Genomic DNA, 22,161 nt, shown 5'->3' on the forward strand with positions numbered 1-22,161 from the left:
GGTCGTCATGTCTGAAGCCCCCACCCTCGACTACGAGCGCCGCTTCCGCGGTTCCGGCGCCCGGCTCCTCGCCGGCATCGACGAGGTGGGCCGTGGCGCCCTCGCCGGACCCGTCAGCGTGGGAATCGCCGTCGTGGACCTGCACGAGCAGCAGCTGCTCGCCGACGTGCGGGACTCCAAGCTCCTCAAAGTGGCGGACCGCGAACGGCTGGTGCCGCTGGTCCAGAGCTGGAGCGTGGCCTCCGCCGTCGGTCATGCCTCGGCGAATGAGATCGACGCCCTCGGCATTGTCGCCGCACTCCGGCTCGCCGGCACCCGAGCGTGGCTCGCGGTCCTGGCCGCCGGAGTGACCCCGGACGTGGTGCTCCTGGACGGCAGCCACAACTGGCTCTCGCCCGAGACCCAGCCCTCCCTGTTCGACGACGGCCCGGCGGAGCCCGGTTGCGACGCGCCGGTGCACACGCTGGTCAAGGCGGACATGCAGTGCCTGAGCGTCGCAGCGGCGTCCATCCTGGCCAAAGTGGAACGCGACGGCATGATGCGCGGGCTCCACACGGAATACCCTGCCTACGGCTGGGACGTGAACAAGGGCTATGGCACCGCACTCCACAAGGAAGCGCTCCGCGCCGCCGGACCCACTCCGTACCACCGCGTGAGCTGGCAGCTGCTCGCTGACTGAGCCGGCAGGTGCAGCAACGCGGGCGCCGCGGGACGGGCCGTGGCGCGCGGGCGGCGCCCAATGGTGCAAGATGGAACCATGAGTGCCGAGGACCTTGAAAACTATGAAACCGACATGGAGCTGCAGCTCTACCGCGAATACCGCGACGTCGTCGGACTGTTCAGCTACGTGGTCGAGACCGAACGGCGTTTCTATCTTGCCAACCATGTTGACCTCCAGGCGCGCAGCGCCGACGGCGAGGTCTACTTCGACCTGACACTGCAGGACGCCTGGGTCTGGGACGTCTACCGTTCCGCACGCTTCGTCAAGAGCGTCCGGGTCATCACCTTTAAGGATGTCAACGTCGAGGAGCTCCCGCGCAGCGAGGAGCTCGCCCTGCCCAAGGTGGAGGATCTGGGGAACTGATCCGTCCCGGCAGCCGGGCAACGGCTGCCGACTCTTCCCCCACATCACCATCCTTGAGCCTGCTTTCCACATAGCGTCGTGACGCGCTGGGCCTTCCTGCTGTGGCGGCGCACGCTGGTTCCATGAGAGCTAAGGACGTGCTGGGACGGCGCGGTGAGGAACTCGCCGCCGGGTTCCTCGAGGCCCAGGGGATGCGGATCGTGGACCGCAACTGGCGGTGTTCCGAGGGCGAGATCGACATCGTGGCGCTCGACGGCGACGCGCTGGTCATCGCCGAAGTGAAGACGCGCAAGTCCCTCGCGTACGGGCATCCCTTCGAGGCCGTGGGAGTGGACAAACTTGCCCGGCTGCACCGGCTTGCGTCGGCCTGGTGCCGCGACCATGAACTCCGCATGCCGCTGCGCCGCGTCGATGTCATCGCCGTGCTCGACGACGGCATCGGCGAGCCCGCCGTGGAACACCTCAAGGGGGTGGGGTAGGTGGCGCTGGGCCGGACCTACTCGGTGGCCCTCGTGGGGCTGAACGGCTACATCGTGGAGGTGGAGGCCGACATCGGCCAGACGCTCCCGGCGTTCATCATCCTGGGCCTGCCGGACGCCTCGCTCAACGAGGCCAAGGAACGGATCCGTTCGGCCGCCCAGAACTCCGGCATTCCCCTGAGCCGCCGGAAGATCACGGCCAACCTTATTCCCGCGTCGTTGCCCAAGCGCGGCTCCGGCTTCGATCTGGCAATTGCCATGGCTGCCCTGCTGGCCTCGAACGACGTCGGGTCCACCGCCCGGACCGTGTTTATCGCCGAACTGGGACTGGATGGCAGGCTGCGGCCGGTCCGCGGAGTCCTTCCGGCAGTTATGGCCGCGGTACGTGCAGGCTACGCCGACATCGTGGTGGCGCAGGCGAACGCCGCCGAGGCGGAACTGGTGCCCGGCGCGCGCGTGCGCGGCTACGCCACCCTGGCCCGACTGGCGTTCGATTTCGGCGCGGACCCGCAGGACCTGGCCCTCGACTTCGAACCCGTGCCTGAAGAAGGTGCACCTGAAGCCGGCGGCGGGGCCCTTTCGGTCGAGCCGACGGACATGCGCGACGTCTCCGGACAGGGTGAGGCGCGGATGGCCCTGGAAGTCGCCGCAGCCGGCGCCCACCACCTGCTGCTGACGGGGCCTCCGGGCGCGGGAAAAACGATGCTGGCTGAACGACTGCCGGGGCTCCTCCCGGACTTGGGCGACGCCGAGGCCATGGAAGTGACCGCCATCCATTCGCTCTGCTCGCTGACCTCGGCCTCCCTTGAGCTCGTGCGCAGGCCACCCTATGAGAACCCGCATCACACGGCCACGTCGGCGGCCATCATCGGAGGGGGCTCGGGGCTGCCCAGACCCGGCGCGGCATCCCGGGCCCACCGCGGTGTGCTGTTCCTCGACGAGGCACCGGAATACGAACGCCGGGTCCTGGACGCGCTCCGGCAGCCGCTGGAGAGCGGGGAGCTGGTACTTCACCGTTCGGCAGGAACTGCGGCGTACCCTGCACGCTTCCAGCTGGTTCTTGCGGCCAACCCCTGTCCGTGTGGCAAGGCAGCGGGCAAGGGGGTCGACTGCATCTGCACCCCAACGATGCGCCGGCGCTACCTGGCGCGGATGTCCGGGCCGTTGCTGGACAGGGTGGACATCCAGCTGCAGGTCGAGCGGGTGTCGCTTGCCGACTTTGGCCAGCCCGCGGCCGAGGAGGATAGCGCCACCATCGCGGCCCGTGTCCGGGCCGCGCGGGAACGCCAGCTGGAGCGGCTGCTGCCGTTCGGCATGGAGACCAACGCCCAGGTGCCGGGGCGGGTGCTCCGGGGTGCACTGCGGCTCGGCGCCCCCACCACGAGGATCCTGGACCACGCCCTCGAGCGCGGGGTGCTGACGGCGCGCGGCTACGACCGCGTGTTGCGTCTGTCGTGGACCCTGGCGGATCTTGCCCTCCGGGACGTCCCGGAGGCCGACGATATCGGCCTCGCACTCAATCTTCGGCAGGCCGCCGTCGCGGCCTGACACTCATTCTCGCCAACCAAGGCGCTTCGCCATGGCGCGGCCGTCAACGCTGCAGCGCCACTACCCGTCGCCGCCCGTGAAAGGACAACACCATGACAGAGAGCGAACGGACCGCCAGGGCAGCGCTGTCCCGGCTGTTCGAGCCGCAGGACGCCGCGGGCCTCGCGCTCGTGCGCATCGCCGGGGCAGAGGACGCTCTGAGGATCGCCACCGGTCAGGTGGCCTCCGGCGCGGAACTGGAACAGGAGCTCTTCGGGCTCCTGGACGAGAACGGTTCGGGCAGCGGTTGGACGGGCCTGGGGACTGCCCGGAAGCGGTGGGCGCCGAGGATCCCGGATCTGGCGCCGGACCGAGACCTCGCGACAATGCACCGGCTCGGCGGACGCATGATCATTCCTTCGGACGAACTCTGGCCCCGGCAGCTGGCCGACCTCGGACTGCAGGAACCGATCTGCCTCTGGTGGCGCGGCATCGAGCAGGAGCTGCCTCCGGCCGCCACGTCGATTGCGCTGGTTGGTTCCAGAGACAGTACCTCGTATGGCTCGTCAGTGACGGGCGACCTCGCGTACTCACTGGCACAGCGCGGGTTCACGATCATCTCGGGCGGCGCCTACGGGATCGATGCGCATGCCCACCGCGCCGCCCTCGCCGCAGGGTCCTCCGGGAGCATCCCCACCATTGCCGTGATGGCAGGGGGAGTGGACCGTTTCTACCCCTCCGGCAACGAGGACCTGCTGCGGGCAGTCGCCAACCAGGGAGCGGTCCTGGCCGAAGTGCCGCCGGGGTCCGCGCCAACGCGGTACCGGTTTCTGCAGCGGAACAGGCTGATCGCCGCGCTTGCCTCGGTCACGGTGGTCGTGGAAGCCCGGTGGAGATCCGGTGCCCTGAACACGGCTCACCATGCGGAAACGCTGGGCCGTGCCGTAGGTGCCGTGCCGGGCTCAGTGCACAGCGCCAACTCCGCGGGTTGCCACCGGCTGCTCCGCGAGGGCGGGGCTGTCTGCGTCACCGACGCGGGGGAGATCGCGGAACTCGCCGCACCCAGCGGTGAGTCACTGCCCGACGCCAGGACCGGCCCGGCGGCGGTCCATGACGGACTGACCCTGGAGGACCTCATCCTGCTCGACGCCCTGCCGCTGCGGACCACCAGTTCCGTCGAAAAGCTCACGTCAGTGGCGGGACTGAGCGCGGACTCGGTCAGGGCCGGACTCGGCCGGCTCGGACTGCTGGGCCTTGCCGAGTCTCACGCCGGAGGCTGGAAACGGGCAGGCAAGGCAGGCTGACCGGCGGAAGGCTTCCGGTGCATGCACCGGCGCGACGGACGACACCGGCGCCGCAGCAGCACCGGCACCGACCATACGTGCGGCTCGCCGTCGGGCTCCTTGATCGCCGGGTGAATCCTGCGAGAGTAGGGGAGTGTCCACTCAGCAGATCCCGGTCCCACTGGCCACCGCAGCCCAGGCCTTCGGCCGGTATTTGGAAGCGGAACGGGGCCGGTCGGCCCACACAGTGCGCGCCTACCTCTCCGACGTCGGAAGTCTCCTGGAGTTCGCGGCCTCCGAAGGGGTGCAGGATTTCACCGGACTCGAACTTGGCACCCTGAGGCGCTGGCTCGGCGCGCAAAGCGAATCGGGGATGTCCCGCGCCACACTGGCCCGCCGCTCCGCCACCGCCCGGGCCTTCACCGCCTGGGCCGTCCGCGAGGAACTGATCGCAGCGGACCCGGCACTGAGGCTCAAGGCACCGAAGCGCGAAAAGACCCTGCCCGGCGTGCTGCACCAACAGCAGGTCCTTCGGCTCGTCGAAGGCGCCGAAACCGCGGCCGCCGAGGGCGGCCCCATGCCCCTGCGGAACCGGGCCATGGTCGAGCTGCTGTACGCCACCGGCATCCGGGTCGGCGAGCTGGCCGGCCTCGACGTCGATGATCTCGATCCCGACCGCAGGACCCTGCGGGTGCTCGGCAAGGGCAACAAGGAACGCACCGTGCCGTACGGACTGCCTGCTGCGCTCGCCGTCGACGACTGGCTGCGCCGGGGCCGGCCCGTCCTCGCCACGGACACGTCCGGGCCGGCACTGTTCCTCGGTGCCCGCGGCAAGCGGGTCGACCAGCGGCAGGTCCGCAGCGTCGTCCATGACCTGCTCGAGGCCTTGGGGGACACCGCAGCCACCGGGCCGCACGCCCTCCGGCACACCGCCGCCACGCACCTGCTCGACGGCGGGGCCGACCTCCGCGCGGTCCAGGAAATCCTGGGCCACAGCAGTCTGGCCACCACGCAGATCTACACCCATGTTTCGGTCGAGCGGCTCCGACAGAGCTACCAGCAGGCCCACCCGAGGGCCTGATCCCAGCGCCTCGGCCCGATCCGCCGGAGCACAAGGGCTCCCTTGAAGGCGCCCCGCGGCGCGCCGGGAAAGACGCGCCGAATTGCACTGGCGTAATTAGGTGGGGTACGGCAGAATAAGACTCACGCCCGGCAACTTTCAAGTGTTGCTTGAAGCTCATGAGCATCAAGCCACACCGAGAATCCGGGCAGTAACTTAATAGTCTGGCAAGGACCACCCGCATCACTACGGACCCGCGCAACAGACAGACATCCAGGCAGAGGTCGTTGGGGAAGACGTACCTACAGCTATGGAGGATGGAATGTCTGTTGCACTGACCCGCGGTGTGTTGTTCGTTCACTCGGCCCCAACTGCCCTGTGCCCCCACGTTGAGTGGGCCATAGGTTCCGTTGTGGACAAGCGGACGGACCTTGAGTGGACTGCTCAGCCAGCAGCGCCCGGAATGTTCCGGGCGGAGCTGTCGTGGACCGGAAATCCGGGCACGGGGGCTCAATTGGCGTCTGCTCTCCGGGGCTGGGCGCACCTGCGCTATGAAGTCACCGAGGAACCCAGCCAAGGCGTTGATGGCGGCCGTTGGTCGCACACGCCGGAGCTTGGCATCTTCCATGCCGTCACGGACGTGCACGGCAACATCATGGTCTCCGAGGACCGCATCCGCTATGCCTACGAATCCGGCGCGGGCGACCCGTCAGCGGTCTACCATGAGCTCTCCCTGGCCCTCGGCGAAGCCTGGGATGAAGAACTGGAGCCCTTCCGGCACGCCGCCGAAGGTGCTCCCGTGCGCTGGCTCCACCAGGTGGGCTAGGCCGCCGCCGGAAGGACGCGCCACAAAACACTCCATAGCTGCGCCAAACGACAGATGGCGGCAATGTTCACGAAGAACATTGCCGCCATCCGTCATTTGGCAGGCTTCGCAACATCAGTGACGACCGCCTCTACCAGCGTCGAAAAAGAAGTTGGCGGCAATGTTCACGAAGAACATTGCCGCCAACTGGCAACTCGGCGTGCTGCGGGCAGCTGGAACTAGATGCTGCGGACCGCGATCACGGCGTTGTGGCCGCCGAAGCCGAAGGAGTTGCTCAGCGCCGCAATGCTGCCGGACGGCAGGTCGCGGGCGGTCGTGACGACGTCGAGCGGGATCTCCGGATCCTGGTTCTCGAGGTTGATGGTCACCGGCGCCTTGCGGTCGTAGATGGCCATCACGGTCAGCACGGCTTCCACCGCCCCGGAGGCGCCCAGCAGGTGCCCCATCTGCGACTTGGTGGCCGAGACCGCGACGCTGTCCAGTTGCTTGCCGAGGGCGGCCTTCAGGGCCGCGTACTCGGGCTTGTCGCCGACCGGGGTGGAGGTGGCGTGCGCGTTGACGTGCACCACGTCCTCCGGCTGGATCCGGCCGTCGAACATCGCGGACTTCAGTGCGCGGGTGGCGCCGAGGCCCTCGGGGTCCGGGGCGGTGATGTGGTACGCGTCGGCGGTGACCGAGGTGCCTGCCAGTTCGGCGTAGATCCGGGCGCCGCGGGCCAGGGCGTGTTCCTCGGCTTCGAGCACCAGGGCACCGGCGCCTTCGCCCATGACGAAGCCGTCGCGGTCACGGTCGTAGGGGCGGGAGGCGTGCTCGGGATCGTCGTTGCGGCGCGAGAGTGCCTGCATGGAGGCGAACGCGGCGATCGGCATCGGGTGGATGGCGGCTTCGGCGCCGCCGCAGACCACGACGTCGGCCTTGCCGGAGCGGATCAGGTCCAGGCCCATGTGAACGGCTTCGGTGCCGGACGCGCAGGCGGAGACGGGGGTGTGGGCGCCGGCGCGGGCGCCGAGGTCGAGGCTTACGGCCGCGGCGGGGCCGTTGGGCATCAGCATGGGCACGGTCATCGGCAGGACACGGCGCGGGCCCTTTTCGCGCAGGGTGTCCCACGCGTCCAGGAGCGTCCAGACGCCGCCGATGCCGGTGGCGAAGGCCACAGCCAGCCGGTCGTGGTCGATTTCGGTGATGCCGGCGTCGGCCCAGGCCTCGCGGGAGGCGACCACGGCGAACTGCGTGGAGGGGTCCATGCGCTTGGCTTCGACCCGGCTCAGGACCTCGGTCGCGGCGGTGGTGGCGCGTGCGGCGAAGTGGACCGGCAGTTCGTACTTGGCCACCCAGTCGTCCTCGAGCGTGTGCGCGCCGGAGACGCCCTTCAGCGCGTTCTTCCACATCGTGGGGACATCGCCGCCAATGGGTGTGGTGGCACCCAGACCGGTAATGACTACTTTGCGTGCCATGGGATCACTCTCTGTCGGTGCGCCTGCCGTGTCCGGGACCTGGGAAAGGTTGCCGGGGCCTGCGTTTGAAAATCTCTGGGGTGGTGCAGTGGAGGGTGCTGCAAAAGGCGCGGTCCGGGGGTGCAGTTGCGCCCCCGGACCGGCCGGGGCCGAAATTAGGCCTGTGCGTTCGCGATGAAGCTGACGGCGTCGCCGACGGTCTTGAGGTTCTTGACCTCTTCGTCCGGGATGCGCACGCCGAACTTCTCTTCTGCGTTGACGACGATCGTCATCATCGAGATGGAGTCGATGTCCAGGTCCTCGGTGAAGGACTTGTCCATTTCGACAGCCTCGGTGGCCAGGCCGGTCTCTTCGTTGACGATTTCAGCCAGGCCGGCCAGGATCTCTTCGTTGCTAGCCATTGATGGCTCCTTTTCTTGTTGGTGCCGTGGGCTGCCGGTGTGCCGGCATCTTCGGGCGGTAATTATTCAAACCGAGGCTTCGGCTTGCTGTGTGATTTGAAGACGGGGAAAACGGAAAAGCGGAACGCCTACGGAAGCACGATCACTTGGGCACCGAAGACCAGCCCGGCACCGAAGCCGATCTGCAGTGCAAGCCCGCCGCTGAGCTGCGGGTTTTCCAGCAGCAGGCGGTGGGTGGCCAGGGGGATGGAGGCAGCGGAGGTGTTGCCGGCGTCGGCGATGTCCCGCGCGATGATGACGTTCTCCGGGAGCTTGAGTTTCTTGGCCATCTCGTCGATGATCCGCATGTTCGCCTGGTGCGGGATGAAGGCCGCGAGGTCGTCGGCGGTGATGCCGGCGGCGTCGAGGGCCTGCTGGGCCACCTTGGCCATCTCCCAGACCGCCCAGCGGAAGACCGTCTGGCCGTCCTGGCGGAGCGTCGGCCAGACGGCCGCGTCCGTGACGGCGGCTTCTTCGGCGCTCAGCGCGCCGCCCTGCTTGCCGGCCGTGGCGAGCTCGCGGAGGTCCAGCATGGAGTGCGTCATGCCGATCGCGTCCCACTTGCTGCCGTCCGAGCCCCACACCGACGGGCCGATGCCCGGGGTGTCGGAGGGGCCGATCACCACGGCTCCCGCGCCGTCGCCGAGCAGGAAGGAGATGGTGCGCTCGGTGTTGTCGATGACGTCGGAAAGCTTTTCCGCCCCGACCACCAGGACGTAGTCGGCCGTGCCGGAGCGGACCAGCGCGTCGGCCTGGGCGATGCCGTAGCAGTAGCCGGCGCACGCGGCGGAGATGTCGAAGGCCGGGGCCGGTGTCGCGCCCAGGCGGTCGGCGAGGCTTGCCGCGGCGGACGGCGTCGCGTACGGGTGGGTCACGGTGGAGACGATGACGGCGCCGAGCTGGGAAGCTTCGATGCCGGCCTTTTGCAGGGCTTCGCGGGCAGCGCCTTCGGCCATGTCGATCACGCTGACGTCTGCGGGGGCGCGGTGCCGGGTGATGATGCCGGTGCGCTGGCGGATCCACTCGTCGGAGGAATCGATCCACTGGCAGACGTCATCGTTGGTGACGATCACGTCGGGCCGGTACGCGCCGACGCCCATGATGCGGGTGTTCTCGTTCAGGGGCGCCTGCTTCAAGGTGGGAACGCTCATGCCTGTCCTTCCAGTTCTGCGAATAGGGCCAGGGCGGCGGACAGATCGTCCGGGGTCTTGACGGTGACGGTCTTTACCCCCGGCATGCCGCGCTTGGCGAGTCCGGCAAGTGTTCCTGCGGGTGCCAGCTCAATCACGCCGGTCACGCCGCGCTTCACGAGCGTTTCCATGCAGAGGTCCCAGCGGACCGGGCGGGACACCTGGGCGATCAGGCTTTCGACGGCGGCGTCCCCGTCGGTGACTTCGGCGCCGTCGAAGTTGGAGAGCAGGGGGACCTGCGGGTTCCGCGGGTGCAGCGTGGGCCGGAGGGCCTGCAGCGCGGCGACGGCGGGGGACATGTGCGAGGTGTGGAATGCGCCGGCGACCTTGAGCGGGATGACCCGGGCCTTGGCCGGCGGGTTCTCGGCGAGGGCCTTGAGCTGGTCGAGCGTTCCGGCGGCGACGGTCTGGCCGGCGCCGTTGACGTTGGCGGCCGTGGCGCCGCAGGCCTCGATCGCGGCCAGGACCTCGGCCGGGTCGCCGCCCACCACGGCGCTCATGCCGGTCGGGGTCGCGGCAGCGGCGGCTGCCATGCCGTTGGCGCGTTCGCGGACGAACGTCATGGCTTCGGTTTCAGTCAGCACGCCCGCCAGGGCGGACGCCGTGATTTCGCCGACGGAGTGGCCGGCGAGGATCACCGGCAGGGTGCCGAGTTCGACGTCGAACAGGGACTTCGCGGCCACCAGCCCGGCTGCGACGATCAGGGGCTGCGCAACGGCGGTGTCCTTGATGGTCTCTTCGTCCGAGGTGGTGCCGTGGGCGGTGAGATCGATACCTGCGATTTCGCTGAGGGAGGCCAGTTGGCCTGCGACGGGCGGCAGTTCCAGCCAGGGGGCCAGAAAACCAGGGGTCTGGGAGCCCTGTCCAGGGCAGACGATTGCAAGCACGTATCCAGCTTTCCAAACTACGGCGTGATTATCGGTGCATTCATGCACCAAGCTCATCGGGTCACTTTGTAGGAAGTCTACAACTCATCAGGGGTTGTTACGCGACGGCTGCCGTTCGGTCGCGGGCTTCGGAGGGGTCGCAAGCCGGCCCACGACGAGGGCCGTCTGGAGCACAAAGGCCTCCCGCGGCAACAGCGGATCCCAGCCCGTGACGTCACAGACGCGCTTGAGCCGGTACCGCACGGTATTGGCGTGCACGAAGAGTTCACGGGCCGTTGCCTCCAGCGAATGGCCCAGTTCGAGGTAGGTGCCGAGCGTCTCCACCAGGCCGTTGGATGCCGCCAGCAGGGGCCGGTAGATGTTCTTGACCAGGGAGCGCCGGGCGGCGTCGTCCCCGGAGATCACGCGCTCCGGCAGGAGGTCGTCCGCTGCCACCGGGCGCGGCGCGGCGGGCCACGCGCGGGCAGCGGTCAGCCCCGCGAACGCGGACTGGGCCGAGCCGCTGGCCTCCAGCAGGGAACCTGCTTCGGCGCCGTAGACCACCGGCCCCGGAGCGAAGAGTTCGGCGAGCTTCAGGTAAGCGGTCTCGCGGTCGTGGACCCCGCCGAGGATGAGGATGAGCCGGTCGCCCTGGATTCCGACGAGGGCGTCTTCGGCGAAACGCCCGGCCGTGCGGCGCAGTTCGCTGACGTAGCTGGCGCTCGGTTCGGACGGGGAATTTCCCACCATCACGGTGAACCGCTCCTGGGCCTTCCAGCCCAGCGCGGCAATCCGGGACCGCAAAGCATCGGTGTTTTCGCCGCGCAGGATGGCGTCCACAATGAGGGCTTCCAGCCGGGTATCCCACGATCCGCGGGATTCGGCGGCGCGGGCGTAGACATCGGCGGCGGCGAAGGCAACCTCGCGGGAGTACCGCAGCACCGCTTCCCGCAGTGCGCCCTGGTCCGCCTCCGGGGCGATCACGGGCACCTGGTCCTCGACCACTTCCACGACGATCCGGATCAGCTGGAGGGCCTTCTGCAGGCTGATGGAGCGGGTGAGTTCGGTGGGCGCGGTGCCGAAAACGTCGGACAGGATCCACGACGGGGAGCTGGGGCGCTCGTACCAGGTGACGAAGGCGGCGATTCCGTTCTGGGCCACCATGCCCAGGGCCGAGCGTTCATCGGAGTTCAGCCGGCTGTACCACGGCAGGGATTTTTCCAGCTGGCGCAGTGTCGTGGTGGAGAGCTGGCCGACGCTCGCCCGAAGTTTTTTGAGGGTCTCGACCTTCTCCGGGGGCATCGCCCGTGAGGAGGGCTTGCTTTTTGCGGGAGTGGTGATCGGCTCGGACATGCATCGAGCATACGGTGCCTGCCGCCCAAGCTCCATTTGTGCAAAGGCTACAAGGCACGGAGTGCTGGATCACAGTGCTGGATCACAGTGCTGGATCCGAACGCCGTCGGCCGGCCGGACTGGTATGCGTACCGGCGCAGCAAGCGGGACCAAACGACGACGGCGGCCCCCGCCTTCCGGTGGGGACCGCCGTCGTACGGTGCTGGACTGGACTTAGGAGTCGCCGCCCGCGTTGCCGGTGGTACCGGCGTTGACGTTGTGCAGGCGGTACTTCTCGATTGCCTGGGCCGGAGCCTGGGCATCCACCTCGCCACGGCGAGCGAGCATCTGCAGCGAACGGACAACCACGGAGTGGATGTCGTTCTTGAAGAAGCGGCGCGCAGCGGCACGGGTGTCCGAGAAGCCGAAGCCGTCGGCTCCGAGCGAGGCGAACTCGTTCGGAAGGAACTGGCGGATCTGGTCCGGCACGGCCTTCATGTAGTCGGTGACCGCCACGATCGGACCGGTCGCGCCGGCGAGCTGCTCGGTCACGAACGGCACGCGGGCGGGCTGGCCCGGGTTCAGGAAGGCTTCTTCCTCGGCGGCCATGGCGTCGCGGCGCAGTTCGCTCCAGGACGTCACGGACCAGACATCGGCGGAGACGCCCCAGTCCTCGGCGAGCACCCGCTGGGCTTCGAGGGCCCAGGGGACGGACACGCCGGAGGCAAGGATCTGCGTGCGCGGGCCGTCAATCTTGGCCGGTGCCAGCAGGTAGATGCCCTTGATGATGCCTTCGACGTCGATTTCCGCCGGTGCTGCGGGCTGGGAAATCGGCTCGTTGTAGACGGTGATGTAGTACATCACGTTCCGCGACGGGTCGTTGTCCGCCGGTCCGGGACCGTACATGCGGTTGAGGCCGTCGCGCATGATGACGCCGATCTCGTAGCCGTAGGCGGGGTCGTAGGTGACCACGGCCGGGTTGGTCGCGGCCAGGATCGGGGAGTGGCCGTCGGCGTGCTGCAGGCCCTCACCGGTCAGGGTGGTGCGGCCGGCGGTGGCGCCGATGATGAACCCGCGGGTCATCTGGTCCGCTGCGGCCCAGAAGGAGTCACCCGTGCGCTGGAAGCCGAACATCGAGTAGAAGACGTAGATCGGGATCAGCGGTTCGCCGTGCGTGGCGTAAGACGTGCCCGCGGCGGTGAAAGCAGCCACCGAACCGGCCTCGTTGATGCCGGCGTGCACGATCTGGCCGGAGATGGACTCCTTGTACGCCAGGACGAGCTCGCGGTCCACGGACAGGTAGTTCTGGCCGTTCGGGTTGTAGATCTTCGCCGTCGGGAAGAACGCATCCATGCCGAAGGTGCGGGCCTCGTCCGGGATGATCGGGACGATCCTGTTGCCGAATTCCTTGTCCCGCATGAGGTCCTTGAGGAGCCGCACGAAGGCCATGGTGGTGGCGGCCAGCTGCTTGCCGGAGCCGCGGTTGGCGACTTCGTAGACCTTGTCATCCGGGAGGGTGACGTCGGTGTGCTTGGAGCGGCGTTCGGGGACGAAGCCGCCGAGGGCGCGGCGGCGTTCCATGAGGTACTTGATCTCAGGGGAATCCGGGCCGGGGTGGTAGTACGGGGGCCGGTAGAGGTCCGCTTCGAGCTGGTCATCCGTGATCGGGATGCGCAGGTGGTCGCGGAAGGCCTTCAGGTCCGCGAGCGTGAGCTTCTTCATCTGGTGGGTCGCGTTGCGGCCCTCGAAGTGGGTGCCCAGGCCGTAGCCCTTGACCGTGTGCGCCAGGATGACAGTGGGCTTGCCCTTGAACTCGGTCGCGGCCTTGTAGGCGGCGTAGACCTTGTTGTAGTCGTGGCCGCCGCGCTTGAGGTTCCAGATCTGGTCGTCGGTGAGGTCCTGGACCATTTCCTTGGTCTGAGGGGTCTGCCCGAAGAAGTGCTCGCGGACGAACGCGCCGGACTCGGCCTTGTACGTCTGGTAGTCACCGTCGACGGTCTCGTTCATGATCTTCACGAGCGAGCCGTCCTCATCCTTGGCAAGGAGGTCATCCCACTCCCGGCCCCAGACGACCTTGATGACGTTCCAGCCCGCGCCGCGGAAGAACGCCTCGAGTTCCTGCATGATCTTGCCGTTGCCCCGGACCGGCCCGTCGAGGCGCTGGAGGTTGCAGTTGATCACGAAGTTCAGGTTGTCGAGCTTGTCGTTCGCGGCGAGCTGGAGCAGGCCGCGGGACTCGGGCTCGTCCATTTCGCCGTCGCCCAGGAACGCCCAGACCTGCTGGTCGGTGGTGTCCTTGATGCCGCGGTTGGCCAAGTACCGGTTGGACTGGGCCTGGTAGATCGCGTTCATGGGGCCGATGCCCATCGAGACCGTGGGGAATTCCCAGAACTCCGGCATGAGGCGCGGGTGCGGGTAGGAAGAGAGGGCGTGGCCTTCCTTGGACTTTTCCTGCCGGAACCCGTCCAGGTCCTCCTCGGTCAGGCGGCCTTCCATGAAGGCGCGGGCGTACATGCCGGGGGAGGCGTGGCCCTGGAAGAAGACCTGGTCCCCGCCGCCGGGGTGGTCCTTGCCGCGGAAGAAGTGGTTAAACCCGACCTCGTACAGGGTCGCGGCACCGGCGTAGGTGGAGATGTGCCCGCCGACGCCGATGTCTGCCCGCTGCGCCCGGTGCACCATGACGGCGGCGTTCCACCGCAGCCATGCCCGGTACTTACGCTCGATTTCCTCGTCGCCCGGGAACTCCGCTTCCTGGTCCACCGGGATCGTGTTGACGTAGTCCGTGGTGGTGACCATCGGCACACCCACGCTCTGCGCGCCGGCCCGCTGGAGCAGGCTGCGCATTATGTACTGGGCACGCTCGGTGCCCTGTTCCTGAATCAGGGTATCCAGGGACTCCAGCCATTCGGCGGTCTCTTCCGGATCACGATCAGGCAGCTGGTTAGTCAACCCGCTGAGGATATGGGAGGTCTCTTCTCCTGCAGCCACGTCCAACCTCTCTTTGAGCGCATTCATCGGCACCCTCAGCTCCGGCAGGGTAACTGCCTGGCGTGAACGCGACGTGTGCGACATATCGGTTACAACTGCCCGGTCATGTGCGCCGGGCAAGGTCCAATCACAACTATTCCCGCCTGCGTCGGCGGGGCATTCGCCCTCGCGGGCGTAGTCGTCATCAGCCACTCTAGCTCTGACAGCTCGGGGATGCGTAGCTGTCGTGTGGGGGCACCGTCGTATTTGACCGGCATACTGGTTGTGTGACGAAGTGCCGCCAGGCGGTGCTCGGATCGCCGTGTGTGACGCAGAATATGGCGGATCGCGGGGCCAACAGCTTGAAGCGCAGGCGCAAAGGGTGTTGGCTTGGAGTAATGGAAATCACTAGAGCTGTTGAAAACACCAAGCATAGGAGCAACACGTGAGCGAGGCCGACGCCGCCACTTCGGTAAATGTGGCGGAAAAACTGGGTTTCAAAACCGGAGACCTGATCCAGGAATTCGGTTATGACGATGACGTCGACTTCGATTTGCGCGACGACATCGAAGATCTCACCGGCTCGGAACTCTTCGATGAGGACGAGCACGAAGTCGTCGACGCGGTGATTCTTTGGTGGCGGTCCGACGACGGCGACCTCGTTGACACCCTGGTCGGCTCGCGCACCACCCTGACCGAGGGCGGCGTCGTGTGGGTGCTGACCCCGAAGTCCGGCCGGGTTGGCTACGTTTCGCCGGCTGACATCCAGGATGCTGCGCCCACGGCTGGCCTGCACTACACCACCTCCGCGGGCGTCTCCAAGGACTGGAGCGCCACCCGTCTGGTCACGCGGAAGAACAAGTGACCCAAGCGGGCGCTGCGGGCGTCATCGGGGATCCGCGGCTTGAGGCGCGGGCTGTGCCCGCCGTCGGCGAGGCCGCTCCCGACTTCGAACTGGTGAACCAGTTCGGCGAACCCGTGAGGCTCTCGGAACTCCGGGGCCGGAACGTTGTCCTCGTGTTCTTCCCGTTCGCCTTTTCCGGCATCTGCACGGGGGAGTTGTGCGAAATCCGTGACAACCTGGCGCTGCTCGAGGATGCCGACGCCGTCGTGCTGGGGATCTCGGTGGACAGCAAATTTGCCCAGAGGGCCTACGCGGAGAAGGAAGGCTACGCCTTCGACTTGCTGGCGGACTTCTGGCCTCATGGCGCCGTCGCCCGTCAGTACGGCGTGTTCGACGCCGAAAGCGGGATGGCGAAGCGGGGAACGTTCATCATCGACGCCGGCGGAACCGTGCGTTACGTCGTGGTGAATCCCCGCGGCCAGGCCCGGGACTTCACCGAGTACCGCACCGCCCTGGCGGGACTCGGCGGGAACTGACGCGGTGAGGACGCGGCGGCCCGGGATCGGCATGACGGGGTTCGCCAGCCTGCCCCCGGTCACTGCCGGCGAGCCCGCCCGCAGCGAACTTGAGGTCCTGCAGGATATCCACGGCATTCTCGCGGGAGAACGCTTTGCGGTGCTGACCGGTGCCGGGCTGAGCACTGATTCCGGCATTCCGGACTACCGCGGACCGGGTGCCGCGCCCCGGGCGCCGATGACCTACCAGGAATTCATCGGCGCCGCGGACAACCGGCGCCGCTACTGGGCCCGCAACCACATCGGCTGGTCCCACCTTCGCCGGGCCGACCCCAATGAGGGCCACGCCGCCGTCGCCCGGCTGGAGAGCCGCGGGCTGCTCACCGGCCTCATCACCCAGAACGTGGACCGGCTCCACGAGGACGCCGGGAGTGTCAACGTTGTGGACCTGCACGGCCGGTTCGACCAGGTGGTCTGCCTCTCTTGCCACCGCCGCTACAGCCGGAAGCTGCTGGCGGGCGTGCTGGAGGAACTCAATCCGGGTTTCCTGGAACGTGCCCTTGCCGCCGGGGTGGTTGAAATGGCCCCCGACGCCGACGCCACGGTCGAGGACGCCGCCCTGATTGAGAGTTTTGTTGTGGCCCACTGCCCTGCCTGCGGCGGAACGCTGAAGCCCGATTTCGTCTACTTCGGAGAAAACGTCCCCAAGGACCGGGTGGAACGCTCCTACGCCATGGTGGATGAGGCAGGTGCCCTCCTGGTGGCGGGCTCCTCGCTGACGGTCATGAGTGGCCTGCGGTTTGCCCGGCACGCCGCCAAGCACGGAAAGCCGGTCGTCATCATCAACCGGGGCCAGACCCGCGGGGACGGGCTTGCCGCCATCAAGCTCGACGCCGGCGTCAGCGAGGCGCTCACCTGGCTCGCCGCCGAATTGCCCCCGCTGTGAACGGGGCGGGGGAGCCTCGGCCCGATTGGCGTTCCGCCGGGTTCATCCGGTACAGTAACTGTTCGTTGGTTGAAGCGCGGAAGCGTGAAAACAGCGGTTTGGGTCTTTAGCTCAGCTGGTAGAGCGCCACGTTTACACCGTGGATGTCATCGGTTCGATCCCGGTAGGACCCACCAAGTTACGCAGCCCCGTTGTTCTGGAAATCCCCGGAACGGCGGGGCTTTTGCGTGAGTTCCGGGCGTATCGAGTTCCTCGGAGTTCTTCTGCTGAGTTCCGCGCACATCCGTAGAGTTGCAGCCGCCGCCCATGGCCTGCGGGAGCTGAGGCTCCCTGAACCTCCCTGGGACCGGGATGCCGGGGCAGTATCAGCCCATGACGGAAATCATCAAGTTCTAAAACCAGTCAGGGACCGGGACGGCTTAAAGGCGTCAAGCGCCGCATCACGGCTGCGACCGCGGACGCCTCCCAACTATGCCAACTCGGGCAGATCCGCATCTTGTTGGTCGCGCATCATGTCAGAGTCAGTGGCATTGGAAGCAGCCCAGACACTCTGCGGATCGGCGCCCCCATCCAGGGCCTCGGTCATTGCATCGCGTAGGTCCATTCGCGCTTGATCCGCTGCAAAGTCCGCGGACTCACTGTCTGCGGAAGCAACCCAAACACGCGCCAAACTCTCGTCCACATCAGCCTCCAAAGTATTGAATCCACGGCGCCCCCAGCGGGAGGCGGATCGATTATAACCATCGGAGTGGCGCGAAACCGATCGGTGAAGAAAGTCGATCGCGTGGCCGTCACGTAAGGAGCAGACGGCTGCTAGTCACGCCCGCGAGCGGCGCCTCTTCTGACGCATTCGTTTCAGGTCGGCAGGAACCCAGGGATCCTGTTTCCCCGTGTGGGTGGTACTCGTCGTCCTGCCATGCGACGAGGATGTGCGTCGGGTTCCACCGGGAAGCCAGCGCGTAGACGTCCACTGTGAAGCCGTCGGCCAGGGGAACGGTCGCCATGATATTCGGGTAACTGCCGTACTCCCACGATTGGATGTTCGCGTGGGGTCCCGGGGCCCGCCGCAGGTACTCGTAGGAGATCCCGTCGAGGGTGAACGACGCCATAGCTCCAAGGAATAGTTAAGGTCCCGCCCATACCTTTACCTCGGAAGTGGCAATGTCATTCGCTGACAGTCCCACACGGCACATCCCAGCGATGTGCCGATTCCCCGAGGCTGGCTCCTATGTCCCCCCATGAACTGGAGCCAGCCCGCCGGGTGCTGCCAGCCACTTACTCTTCGGCCCGTGCCCCCATAGAGTTTTGCCATGGAGTCCGCGTCGTTGTGCCCTGGGTGCTTCCATGTTCTATCGGTGCGGAGGTTGCCCTGGTCACGGCTTGTCTCTGGATTCGGACGGCGGCCTGCTCGCCGCGCCCGGGATATTGTCGGTGCCCCGGCCTACCGTGGCTGGCATGGAACACGTCATGGTGAAATCCGCCCCGGATGGCAGGCCCCAGGCCGTAGTGCGCGGCGGCCGCGAATGGATTGTCGGCGCGGAGCCGGTCCGCTGGTTCGAACGGGTCAGCTGGTGGGAGGCGGAGCGGCGGATGCCCAAGGGGCTGAGCCGCGTCGACGTCGAGGTCTGGCAGATCCAGGCGAGGCTGGGCCGCAATGCGGGTTCCGCCCTCACCACGATGGAAATCATCCGGGACGGACTGGGTGGCGGCTGGCGGCTCCGGGAGGCCATAGCGGACGCGGCGTAGCGGCGGGACTGCGGGCCTGAAACGCCGGAACTCCCGGGGCATTTACGCGGGCATTGGAAAAGCCTTCCACCGCGACTATTGGGGGATGCCGCGGTGGAAGGCTTGATATGAATATACCGTGAACACTGGGAAATGTGAAACAGGCGGCGGCGATTCCGACGCGCCGAAATGACCATTCGATGGGGTAATTGACGGCCATTCGACGGCCTGGCCCGGGCCTGGAGCCGGGGGCGGAAGGCGCCCGGACCGACACATTCCGTACCGGTCCGTGGCCGCCACCTAGGATGTCATCATGAACGCCACGAGTGCCCGCCGTATCGCCCGGGTCCGCCCCCTTGCCCCCGTCTCGGAAGCCGAGCACTTCTTCGTCGCCAACGATGTCCCGGCCTTCGACAGTGAAGCAGGGCGGGTGTGGACAGTTGTCGACTCGCCGTTCCCCGGTTCCTTGGCGAACGCCGGCAGTGCACCCCGCGCAGGTTGGGAAAACGGCGACGCGGTCGACGCAAGCACGTTCACCTTCCTGGCGCCAAGCGCCCCGGCCAATGTCCTGGGCATGGCCCACAACACCGGGCCTGCGGGCCGGGCTTTGCCTCCCCAGGCCTTCCACAAGGCAGCAACCAGTGTGGTGGGGCCGGGAGACGCCATAGAGCTGGGTCCAGACGTGGGCCACGTTGATCCGGAGGCGGAACTCACGGTCGTCGTCGGGAGCAGGGCCCGCGGACTGACGCTGGACAACGCACTGACGGCGGTCCTGGGATTCACCATCGGAAACGACGTCTCGGCAAGGGACCTGCAGAAGACGGACGATCTCTGGATCAGCGCCAAGAGCCAGGACACGTTCACTCCGGCAGGGCCGTGGATCGTTACGGGACTTGACGGCGCCAACCTGGCCATCGGGATCACCCACAACGGCACGGAGCTCAAGGCGGCGAGCTCTGCTGATCTGGGCTGGGGCGTGGCGGAAATCCTGGTCTACCTGACGTCGTTCATGACGCTTCACCCCGGCGACCTCGTGCTCACGGGCTTCCCCGCCGAGTGTGCACGCATCCACCCCGGCGACACGGTCACCTGCCGCGTCGAAGGAATCGGGGAGCTCACTAACCCCGTTGTGGCCGTCGGCTGACTCCAGGCCGGCAACAGCCTGCGCTCCGGGCCGACCGCTGGGAGAGATTGGCGACTCCAGACATTATGATGGTTACTGTTCAGCTGAATGAACAGCCGTTCGAACGGCGCCTGCGCCACACACGCGATACCTGAAGGAGAATCATGGCCGATTCCCGAGTTCCCCGAACCACTGATGGACTGGGAAGCGCCTCGCCGGCGCCGGCGGTCACACGCGCCGCCGCCGTGCTGGAGGCCCTGGCTGCGTCTGCGACCGGACGCCTCACGCTGAGTGACCTCGCGCGGGAGCTGGGGATCCCGAAATCCTCCACATCGAACCTCCTGCTCGCCCTCGAAGAGGCCCGGCTCATCAACCGCCAGGGTGCGGAGTTCACCCTGGGGCGCAAATTGGTCGAACTCGGCGCGGCCTACCTCAGCCGCCTTGACGAGGTCCAGGAGTTCTACCGTTTCTGTGAGCAGGCTCCGACGCTTTCCGGCGAAACAGTCCGCATCGCCATGCTGGACGGAACCAACGTCATCTACCTGGCCCGCTATGAGGGCCATCCCGCCGTGCGTCTGACGTCCAACATCGGCGACAAGATGCCGGTTTCCCTCTGCGCCGTCGGCAAGGCGCTGCTGGCACGGCTGCATGACCACGATGTTGCCGAGATGTTCCCGGACGACGCCGAACTTCCGGTTCTGACCCCCAAGTCGCTGCGGACGGGCGCCGAACTCAAGGCCGAACTCGAGGTCATTCGGGAACGGGGCTATGCCTTCGAGGACGAGGAGTCCACCACGGGTGTCGTCTGCCTTGCCGTTTCCGTCCCGACCCGTGGTGCGCACGGGCCCAGCCTGGGCCTGTCAGTCACCGCGCTGAAGGCGACCTACTCGGACGAACAGGGCGCCCTGATGGTCAAAGAACTCAAGGAACTGGCCCGGTCCCTGGGCAACCCCATGGGGTAACGCCTCCGCCGTCGCGCAGCAGACGGCGGACCCAAAAAATATATCGGATTACACATTGGCTAGGTGATCACCATGTTGTACGCTGTTCAACATGGTGATCATCCCTTCCGGGGGTTGCTCATATCCCACCAGGCCAACGGGGGTCTGGAGTGTTCTTGAGGGAGTGCTTGTGACAACCAGTACGAATACACCGCATGCTGAGGCGGACGGCGCCGTCGTCGATCCGGATCAGCTGCGAAGGGCGACTCTTGCCAGCTCCGTGGGCTCGGCCCTGGAGTACTACGACTTCTACATTTATGGCCTGGCCTCGGCCCTGATCTTCGGCCCGCTGTTCTTCAAGCCGCTCGGCGACGACGGCGCCCTGATCGCCTCGTTCGCCACGTACGGCGTCGGTTTCGCGGCCCGGCCCTTCGGCGGGATGATCTTCGGCTACATCGGTGACAGGTTCGGCCGCAAGATGGTCCTTATCCTCACAATCGGCCTGATGGGGACGGCCAGCTTCGCCATCGGCCTGCTGCCCACCTTTGAACAGGCCGGAATGGTGGGCGCCGTTCTCCTGGTCACCCTGCGGATCTTCCAGGGACTGGGCGCCGGCGCGGAGCAGGCAGGGGCCACCACGCTGATTTCCGAAGTTGCACCGCGCCGCCGTCGGGGCTTCTTCGCTGCGCTCCCGTTCGTCGGCATACAGCTCGGCACGCTGCTCGGCGCCGGGACTTTTGCCCTGATTGCCATGTCGGACAAGGCCACCCTGGAGGGATGGCTGTGGCGGGTTCCGTTCCTGTCCAGCGTGATCCTGATTGCGCTTGCCGTCTTCATCCGGCTGCGGCTGAAGGAAACGCCCGTCTTCCAGGAACTTGAGAAGCACAAGAACGTGGCCAAGAACCCCCTCGGCCAGCTGTGGAAGCACTCCAAGAAGAACACCCTGATCGGGATTGGCCTGCGGATGGGCGAGAACGGCAACTCCTCCATCTACTCGGCCCTGCTGATCGCCTTCCTGGCGTCCAAGGACGGGGTCTTCCCGGGGGACAAGTTCATCGGGCCCGTGGGCCTGCTCATTGCCGCCGGTTTCGCCGCCGTCATGGTCGTCACGTTTGGTGCGTTGTCGGATAGGTTCGGCCGGGTTCCGGTCTACCGCTACGGCGCGCTGTTCCAGGCCCTCATCGCGCTGCCGGCGTTCTACCTGGTGACCCTGGGCAACGTCACGCTCGTGTGGATCGTTATGGTGGTGGGCATTGCCCTTGGCGTCCAGTCCATGCTCGGCCCGCAGTGCCCGCTTCTGCCCGAACTCTTCGGTTCGCGGTACCGGTTCACCGGCGTGGCCATGAGCCGCGAGCTCTCTGCCGTGATGGCCGGCGGGCTGGTTCCGCTGGTGGGTGCCGCGCTGCTGTCTGTGACGGATCACTCCTGGCTGGTGCTCGCCATCTACTCGCTGGTACTCGCCCTGATCTCGTTCGTCACGACGTTCTTCACCCCCGAGACGGTGGGACGCGACCTCCTCCTGACCGAGGACGCCAGCTAAGCCCTCGCGTTTGCTGCCC

Annotated in this window: 22 protein-coding genes and 1 tRNA gene; 16 read left to right on the plus strand and 7 right to left on the minus strand. The window is 67.0% G+C overall.

Going from position 1 to position 22,161, the window contains the following annotated elements:
- Positions 1 to 7 precede the first annotated feature (7 nt).
- From AC1DF4_RS13355 to AC1DF4_RS13390, 8 genes are all read left to right on the plus strand, one after another.
- Positions 8 to 679: a ribonuclease HII gene (locus tag AC1DF4_RS13355; RefSeq protein WP_476913341.1), complete on the plus strand. Its 672-nt coding sequence runs from the start codon at positions 8 to 10 to the stop codon at positions 677 to 679.
- Positions 680 to 757: 78 nt separating this feature from the next.
- On the plus strand, positions 758 to 1,084 hold the full coding sequence (locus AC1DF4_RS13360; protein ID WP_018773443.1) for a DUF2469 domain-containing protein: 327 nt from the start codon (positions 758 to 760) through the stop codon (positions 1,082 to 1,084).
- A gap of 122 nt (positions 1,085 to 1,206) precedes the next feature.
- The gene (locus AC1DF4_RS13365; protein WP_441406485.1) at positions 1,207 to 1,563 is read left to right on the plus strand and encodes a YraN family protein; all 357 of its coding nucleotides are present in this window, start codon (positions 1,207 to 1,209) and stop codon (positions 1,561 to 1,563) included.
- Complete coding sequence (locus AC1DF4_RS13370; protein WP_476913342.1) at positions 1,564 to 3,111, plus strand: YifB family Mg chelatase-like AAA ATPase; 1,548 nt, start codon at positions 1,564 to 1,566, stop codon at positions 3,109 to 3,111.
- Between the two features lie 92 nt (positions 3,112 to 3,203).
- Entirely contained in the window at positions 3,204 to 4,394 is a 1,191-nt protein-coding gene (gene dprA / locus AC1DF4_RS13375; RefSeq protein ID WP_476913343.1) for a DNA-processing protein DprA, read from the plus strand.
- Between the two features lie 133 nt (positions 4,395 to 4,527).
- Entirely contained in the window at positions 4,528 to 5,454 is a 927-nt protein-coding gene (locus AC1DF4_RS13380) for a tyrosine recombinase XerC (protein ID WP_476913344.1), read from the plus strand.
- Between the two features lie 301 nt (positions 5,455 to 5,755).
- The gene (locus AC1DF4_RS13385) at positions 5,756 to 6,259 is read left to right on the plus strand and encodes a DUF3145 domain-containing protein (protein ID WP_056426723.1); all 504 of its coding nucleotides are present in this window, start codon (positions 5,756 to 5,758) and stop codon (positions 6,257 to 6,259) included.
- A gap of 63 nt (positions 6,260 to 6,322) precedes the next feature.
- Positions 6,323 to 6,481, plus strand: a complete 159-nt coding sequence (locus AC1DF4_RS13390; protein ID WP_476913345.1) for a hypothetical protein — start codon at positions 6,323 to 6,325, stop codon at positions 6,479 to 6,481.
- Here the strand turns inward: AC1DF4_RS13390 and fabF are convergent.
- The 6 genes from fabF to aceE form a co-directional block, all read right to left on the minus strand.
- Complete coding sequence (fabF, locus tag AC1DF4_RS13395) at positions 6,478 to 7,713, minus strand: beta-ketoacyl-ACP synthase II (protein WP_476913346.1); 1,236 nt, start codon at positions 7,711 to 7,713, stop codon at positions 6,478 to 6,480. The genes AC1DF4_RS13390 and fabF overlap by 4 nt on opposite strands.
- 155 nt (positions 7,714 to 7,868) lie before the next feature.
- Positions 7,869 to 8,114, minus strand: coding sequence for an acyl carrier protein (locus AC1DF4_RS13400; protein WP_018773434.1), 246 nt, complete (start codon positions 8,112 to 8,114; stop codon positions 7,869 to 7,871).
- Positions 8,115 to 8,242: 128 nt separating this feature from the next.
- A complete protein-coding gene (locus AC1DF4_RS13405) occupies positions 8,243 to 9,304 on the minus strand; it encodes a beta-ketoacyl-ACP synthase III (RefSeq protein ID WP_476913347.1) in 1,062 nt (353 codons plus the stop codon).
- Complete coding sequence (locus tag AC1DF4_RS13410) at positions 9,301 to 10,230, minus strand: ACP S-malonyltransferase (protein ID WP_476913348.1); 930 nt, start codon at positions 10,228 to 10,230, stop codon at positions 9,301 to 9,303. Before AC1DF4_RS13410 ends, AC1DF4_RS13405 begins: the two co-directional genes overlap by 4 nt.
- An 87-nt stretch (positions 10,231 to 10,317) precedes the next feature.
- A complete protein-coding gene (locus tag AC1DF4_RS13415; protein WP_476913349.1) occupies positions 10,318 to 11,562 on the minus strand; it encodes a PucR family transcriptional regulator in 1,245 nt (414 codons plus the stop codon).
- Positions 11,563 to 11,775: 213 nt separating this feature from the next.
- Positions 11,776 to 14,556 (minus strand): pyruvate dehydrogenase (acetyl-transferring), homodimeric type, encoded by a 2,781-nt coding sequence (gene aceE / locus AC1DF4_RS13420; protein ID WP_476913350.1) that lies wholly within the window; start codon positions 14,554 to 14,556, stop codon positions 11,776 to 11,778.
- Positions 14,557 to 14,953: 397 nt separating this feature from the next.
- Between aceE and AC1DF4_RS13425 the strand changes: the two genes are divergently transcribed.
- From AC1DF4_RS13425 to AC1DF4_RS13440, 4 genes are all read left to right on the plus strand, one after another.
- Positions 14,954 to 15,373, plus strand: a complete 420-nt coding sequence (locus AC1DF4_RS13425; protein WP_476913351.1) for a DUF3052 domain-containing protein — start codon at positions 14,954 to 14,956, stop codon at positions 15,371 to 15,373.
- A complete protein-coding gene (locus tag AC1DF4_RS13430; protein WP_476913352.1) occupies positions 15,370 to 15,888 on the plus strand; it encodes a peroxiredoxin in 519 nt (172 codons plus the stop codon). The genes AC1DF4_RS13425 and AC1DF4_RS13430 overlap by 4 nt, the downstream gene beginning before the upstream one ends.
- Positions 15,889 to 15,919: 31 nt before the next feature.
- Positions 15,920 to 16,813 (plus strand): NAD-dependent protein deacetylase, encoded by an 894-nt coding sequence (locus AC1DF4_RS13435; RefSeq protein ID WP_476913353.1) that lies wholly within the window; start codon positions 15,920 to 15,922, stop codon positions 16,811 to 16,813.
- A gap of 100 nt (positions 16,814 to 16,913) precedes the next feature.
- Positions 16,914 to 16,989: transfer RNA gene (locus tag AC1DF4_RS13440), tRNA-Val, on the plus strand.
- Positions 16,990 to 17,604: 615 nt separating this feature from the next.
- Here the strand turns inward: AC1DF4_RS13440 and AC1DF4_RS13445 are convergent.
- A complete protein-coding gene (locus AC1DF4_RS13445) occupies positions 17,605 to 17,922 on the minus strand; it encodes a hypothetical protein (RefSeq protein ID WP_476913354.1) in 318 nt (105 codons plus the stop codon).
- 346 nt (positions 17,923 to 18,268) lie between these two features.
- Here AC1DF4_RS13445 and AC1DF4_RS13450 point away from each other — a divergent pair, with 346 nt between their 5' ends.
- From AC1DF4_RS13450 to AC1DF4_RS13465, 4 genes are all read left to right on the plus strand, one after another.
- Positions 18,269 to 18,559, plus strand: coding sequence for a hypothetical protein (locus AC1DF4_RS13450; protein WP_476913355.1), 291 nt, complete (start codon positions 18,269 to 18,271; stop codon positions 18,557 to 18,559).
- Positions 18,560 to 18,851: 292 nt separating this feature from the next.
- Positions 18,852 to 19,682 carry a fumarylacetoacetate hydrolase family protein gene (locus tag AC1DF4_RS13455; protein ID WP_476913356.1) on the plus strand — a complete coding sequence of 277 codons (831 nt, stop codon included), beginning with the start codon at positions 18,852 to 18,854 and terminating at the stop codon, positions 19,680 to 19,682.
- A 143-nt stretch (positions 19,683 to 19,825) separates the two neighbouring features.
- Positions 19,826 to 20,623, plus strand: a complete 798-nt coding sequence (locus tag AC1DF4_RS13460; RefSeq protein ID WP_476913357.1) for an IclR family transcriptional regulator — start codon at positions 19,826 to 19,828, stop codon at positions 20,621 to 20,623.
- 169 nt (positions 20,624 to 20,792) lie between these two features.
- Positions 20,793 to 22,142 (plus strand): MFS transporter, encoded by a 1,350-nt coding sequence (locus AC1DF4_RS13465; RefSeq protein ID WP_476913358.1) that lies wholly within the window; start codon positions 20,793 to 20,795, stop codon positions 22,140 to 22,142.
- The last annotated feature ends 19 nt before the right edge of the window (positions 22,143 to 22,161 follow it).

It is taken from the genome of Arthrobacter sp. 05N429, from assembly GCF_056397045.1.

Bases quoted from the DNA above. Each gene is read 5' to 3' on its own strand.
- AC1DF4_RS13445 (WP_476913354.1), bottom strand. From the start codon at position 17,922: ATGGCGTCGTTCACCCTCGACGGGATCTCCTACGAGTACCTGCGGCGG.
- AC1DF4_RS13360 (WP_018773443.1), top strand. From the start codon at position 758: ATGAGTGCCGAGGACCTTGAAAACTATGAAACCGACATGGAGCTGCAG.
- AC1DF4_RS13405 (WP_476913347.1), bottom strand. From the start codon at position 9,304: ATGAGCGTTCCCACCTTGAAGCAGGCGCCCCTGAACGAGAACACCCGC.
- AC1DF4_RS13355 (WP_476913341.1), top strand. From the start codon at position 8: ATGTCTGAAGCCCCCACCCTCGACTACGAGCGCCGCTTCCGCGGTTCC.
- AC1DF4_RS13415 (WP_476913349.1), bottom strand. From the start codon at position 11,562: ATGTCCGAGCCGATCACCACTCCCGCAAAAAGCAAGCCCTCCTCACGG.
- AC1DF4_RS13385 (WP_056426723.1), top strand. From the start codon at position 5,756: ATGTCTGTTGCACTGACCCGCGGTGTGTTGTTCGTTCACTCGGCCCCA.
- AC1DF4_RS13455 (WP_476913356.1), top strand. From the start codon at position 18,852: ATGAACGCCACGAGTGCCCGCCGTATCGCCCGGGTCCGCCCCCTTGCC.
- AC1DF4_RS13365 (WP_441406485.1), top strand. From the start codon at position 1,207: ATGAGAGCTAAGGACGTGCTGGGACGGCGCGGTGAGGAACTCGCCGCC.
- AC1DF4_RS13460 (WP_476913357.1), top strand. From the start codon at position 19,826: ATGGCCGATTCCCGAGTTCCCCGAACCACTGATGGACTGGGAAGCGCC.
- AC1DF4_RS13450 (WP_476913355.1), top strand. From the start codon at position 18,269: ATGGAACACGTCATGGTGAAATCCGCCCCGGATGGCAGGCCCCAGGCC.
- AC1DF4_RS13435 (WP_476913353.1), top strand. From the start codon at position 15,920: ATGACGGGGTTCGCCAGCCTGCCCCCGGTCACTGCCGGCGAGCCCGCC.
- dprA (WP_476913343.1), top strand. From the start codon at position 3,204: ATGACAGAGAGCGAACGGACCGCCAGGGCAGCGCTGTCCCGGCTGTTC.
- aceE (WP_476913350.1), bottom strand. From the start codon at position 14,556: ATGAATGCGCTCAAAGAGAGGTTGGACGTGGCTGCAGGAGAAGAGACC.
- AC1DF4_RS13400 (WP_018773434.1), bottom strand. From the start codon at position 8,114: ATGGCTAGCAACGAAGAGATCCTGGCCGGCCTGGCTGAAATCGTCAAC.
- fabF (WP_476913346.1), bottom strand. From the start codon at position 7,713: ATGGCACGCAAAGTAGTCATTACCGGTCTGGGTGCCACCACACCCATT.
- AC1DF4_RS13390 (WP_476913345.1), top strand. From the start codon at position 6,323: ATGTTCACGAAGAACATTGCCGCCATCCGTCATTTGGCAGGCTTCGCA.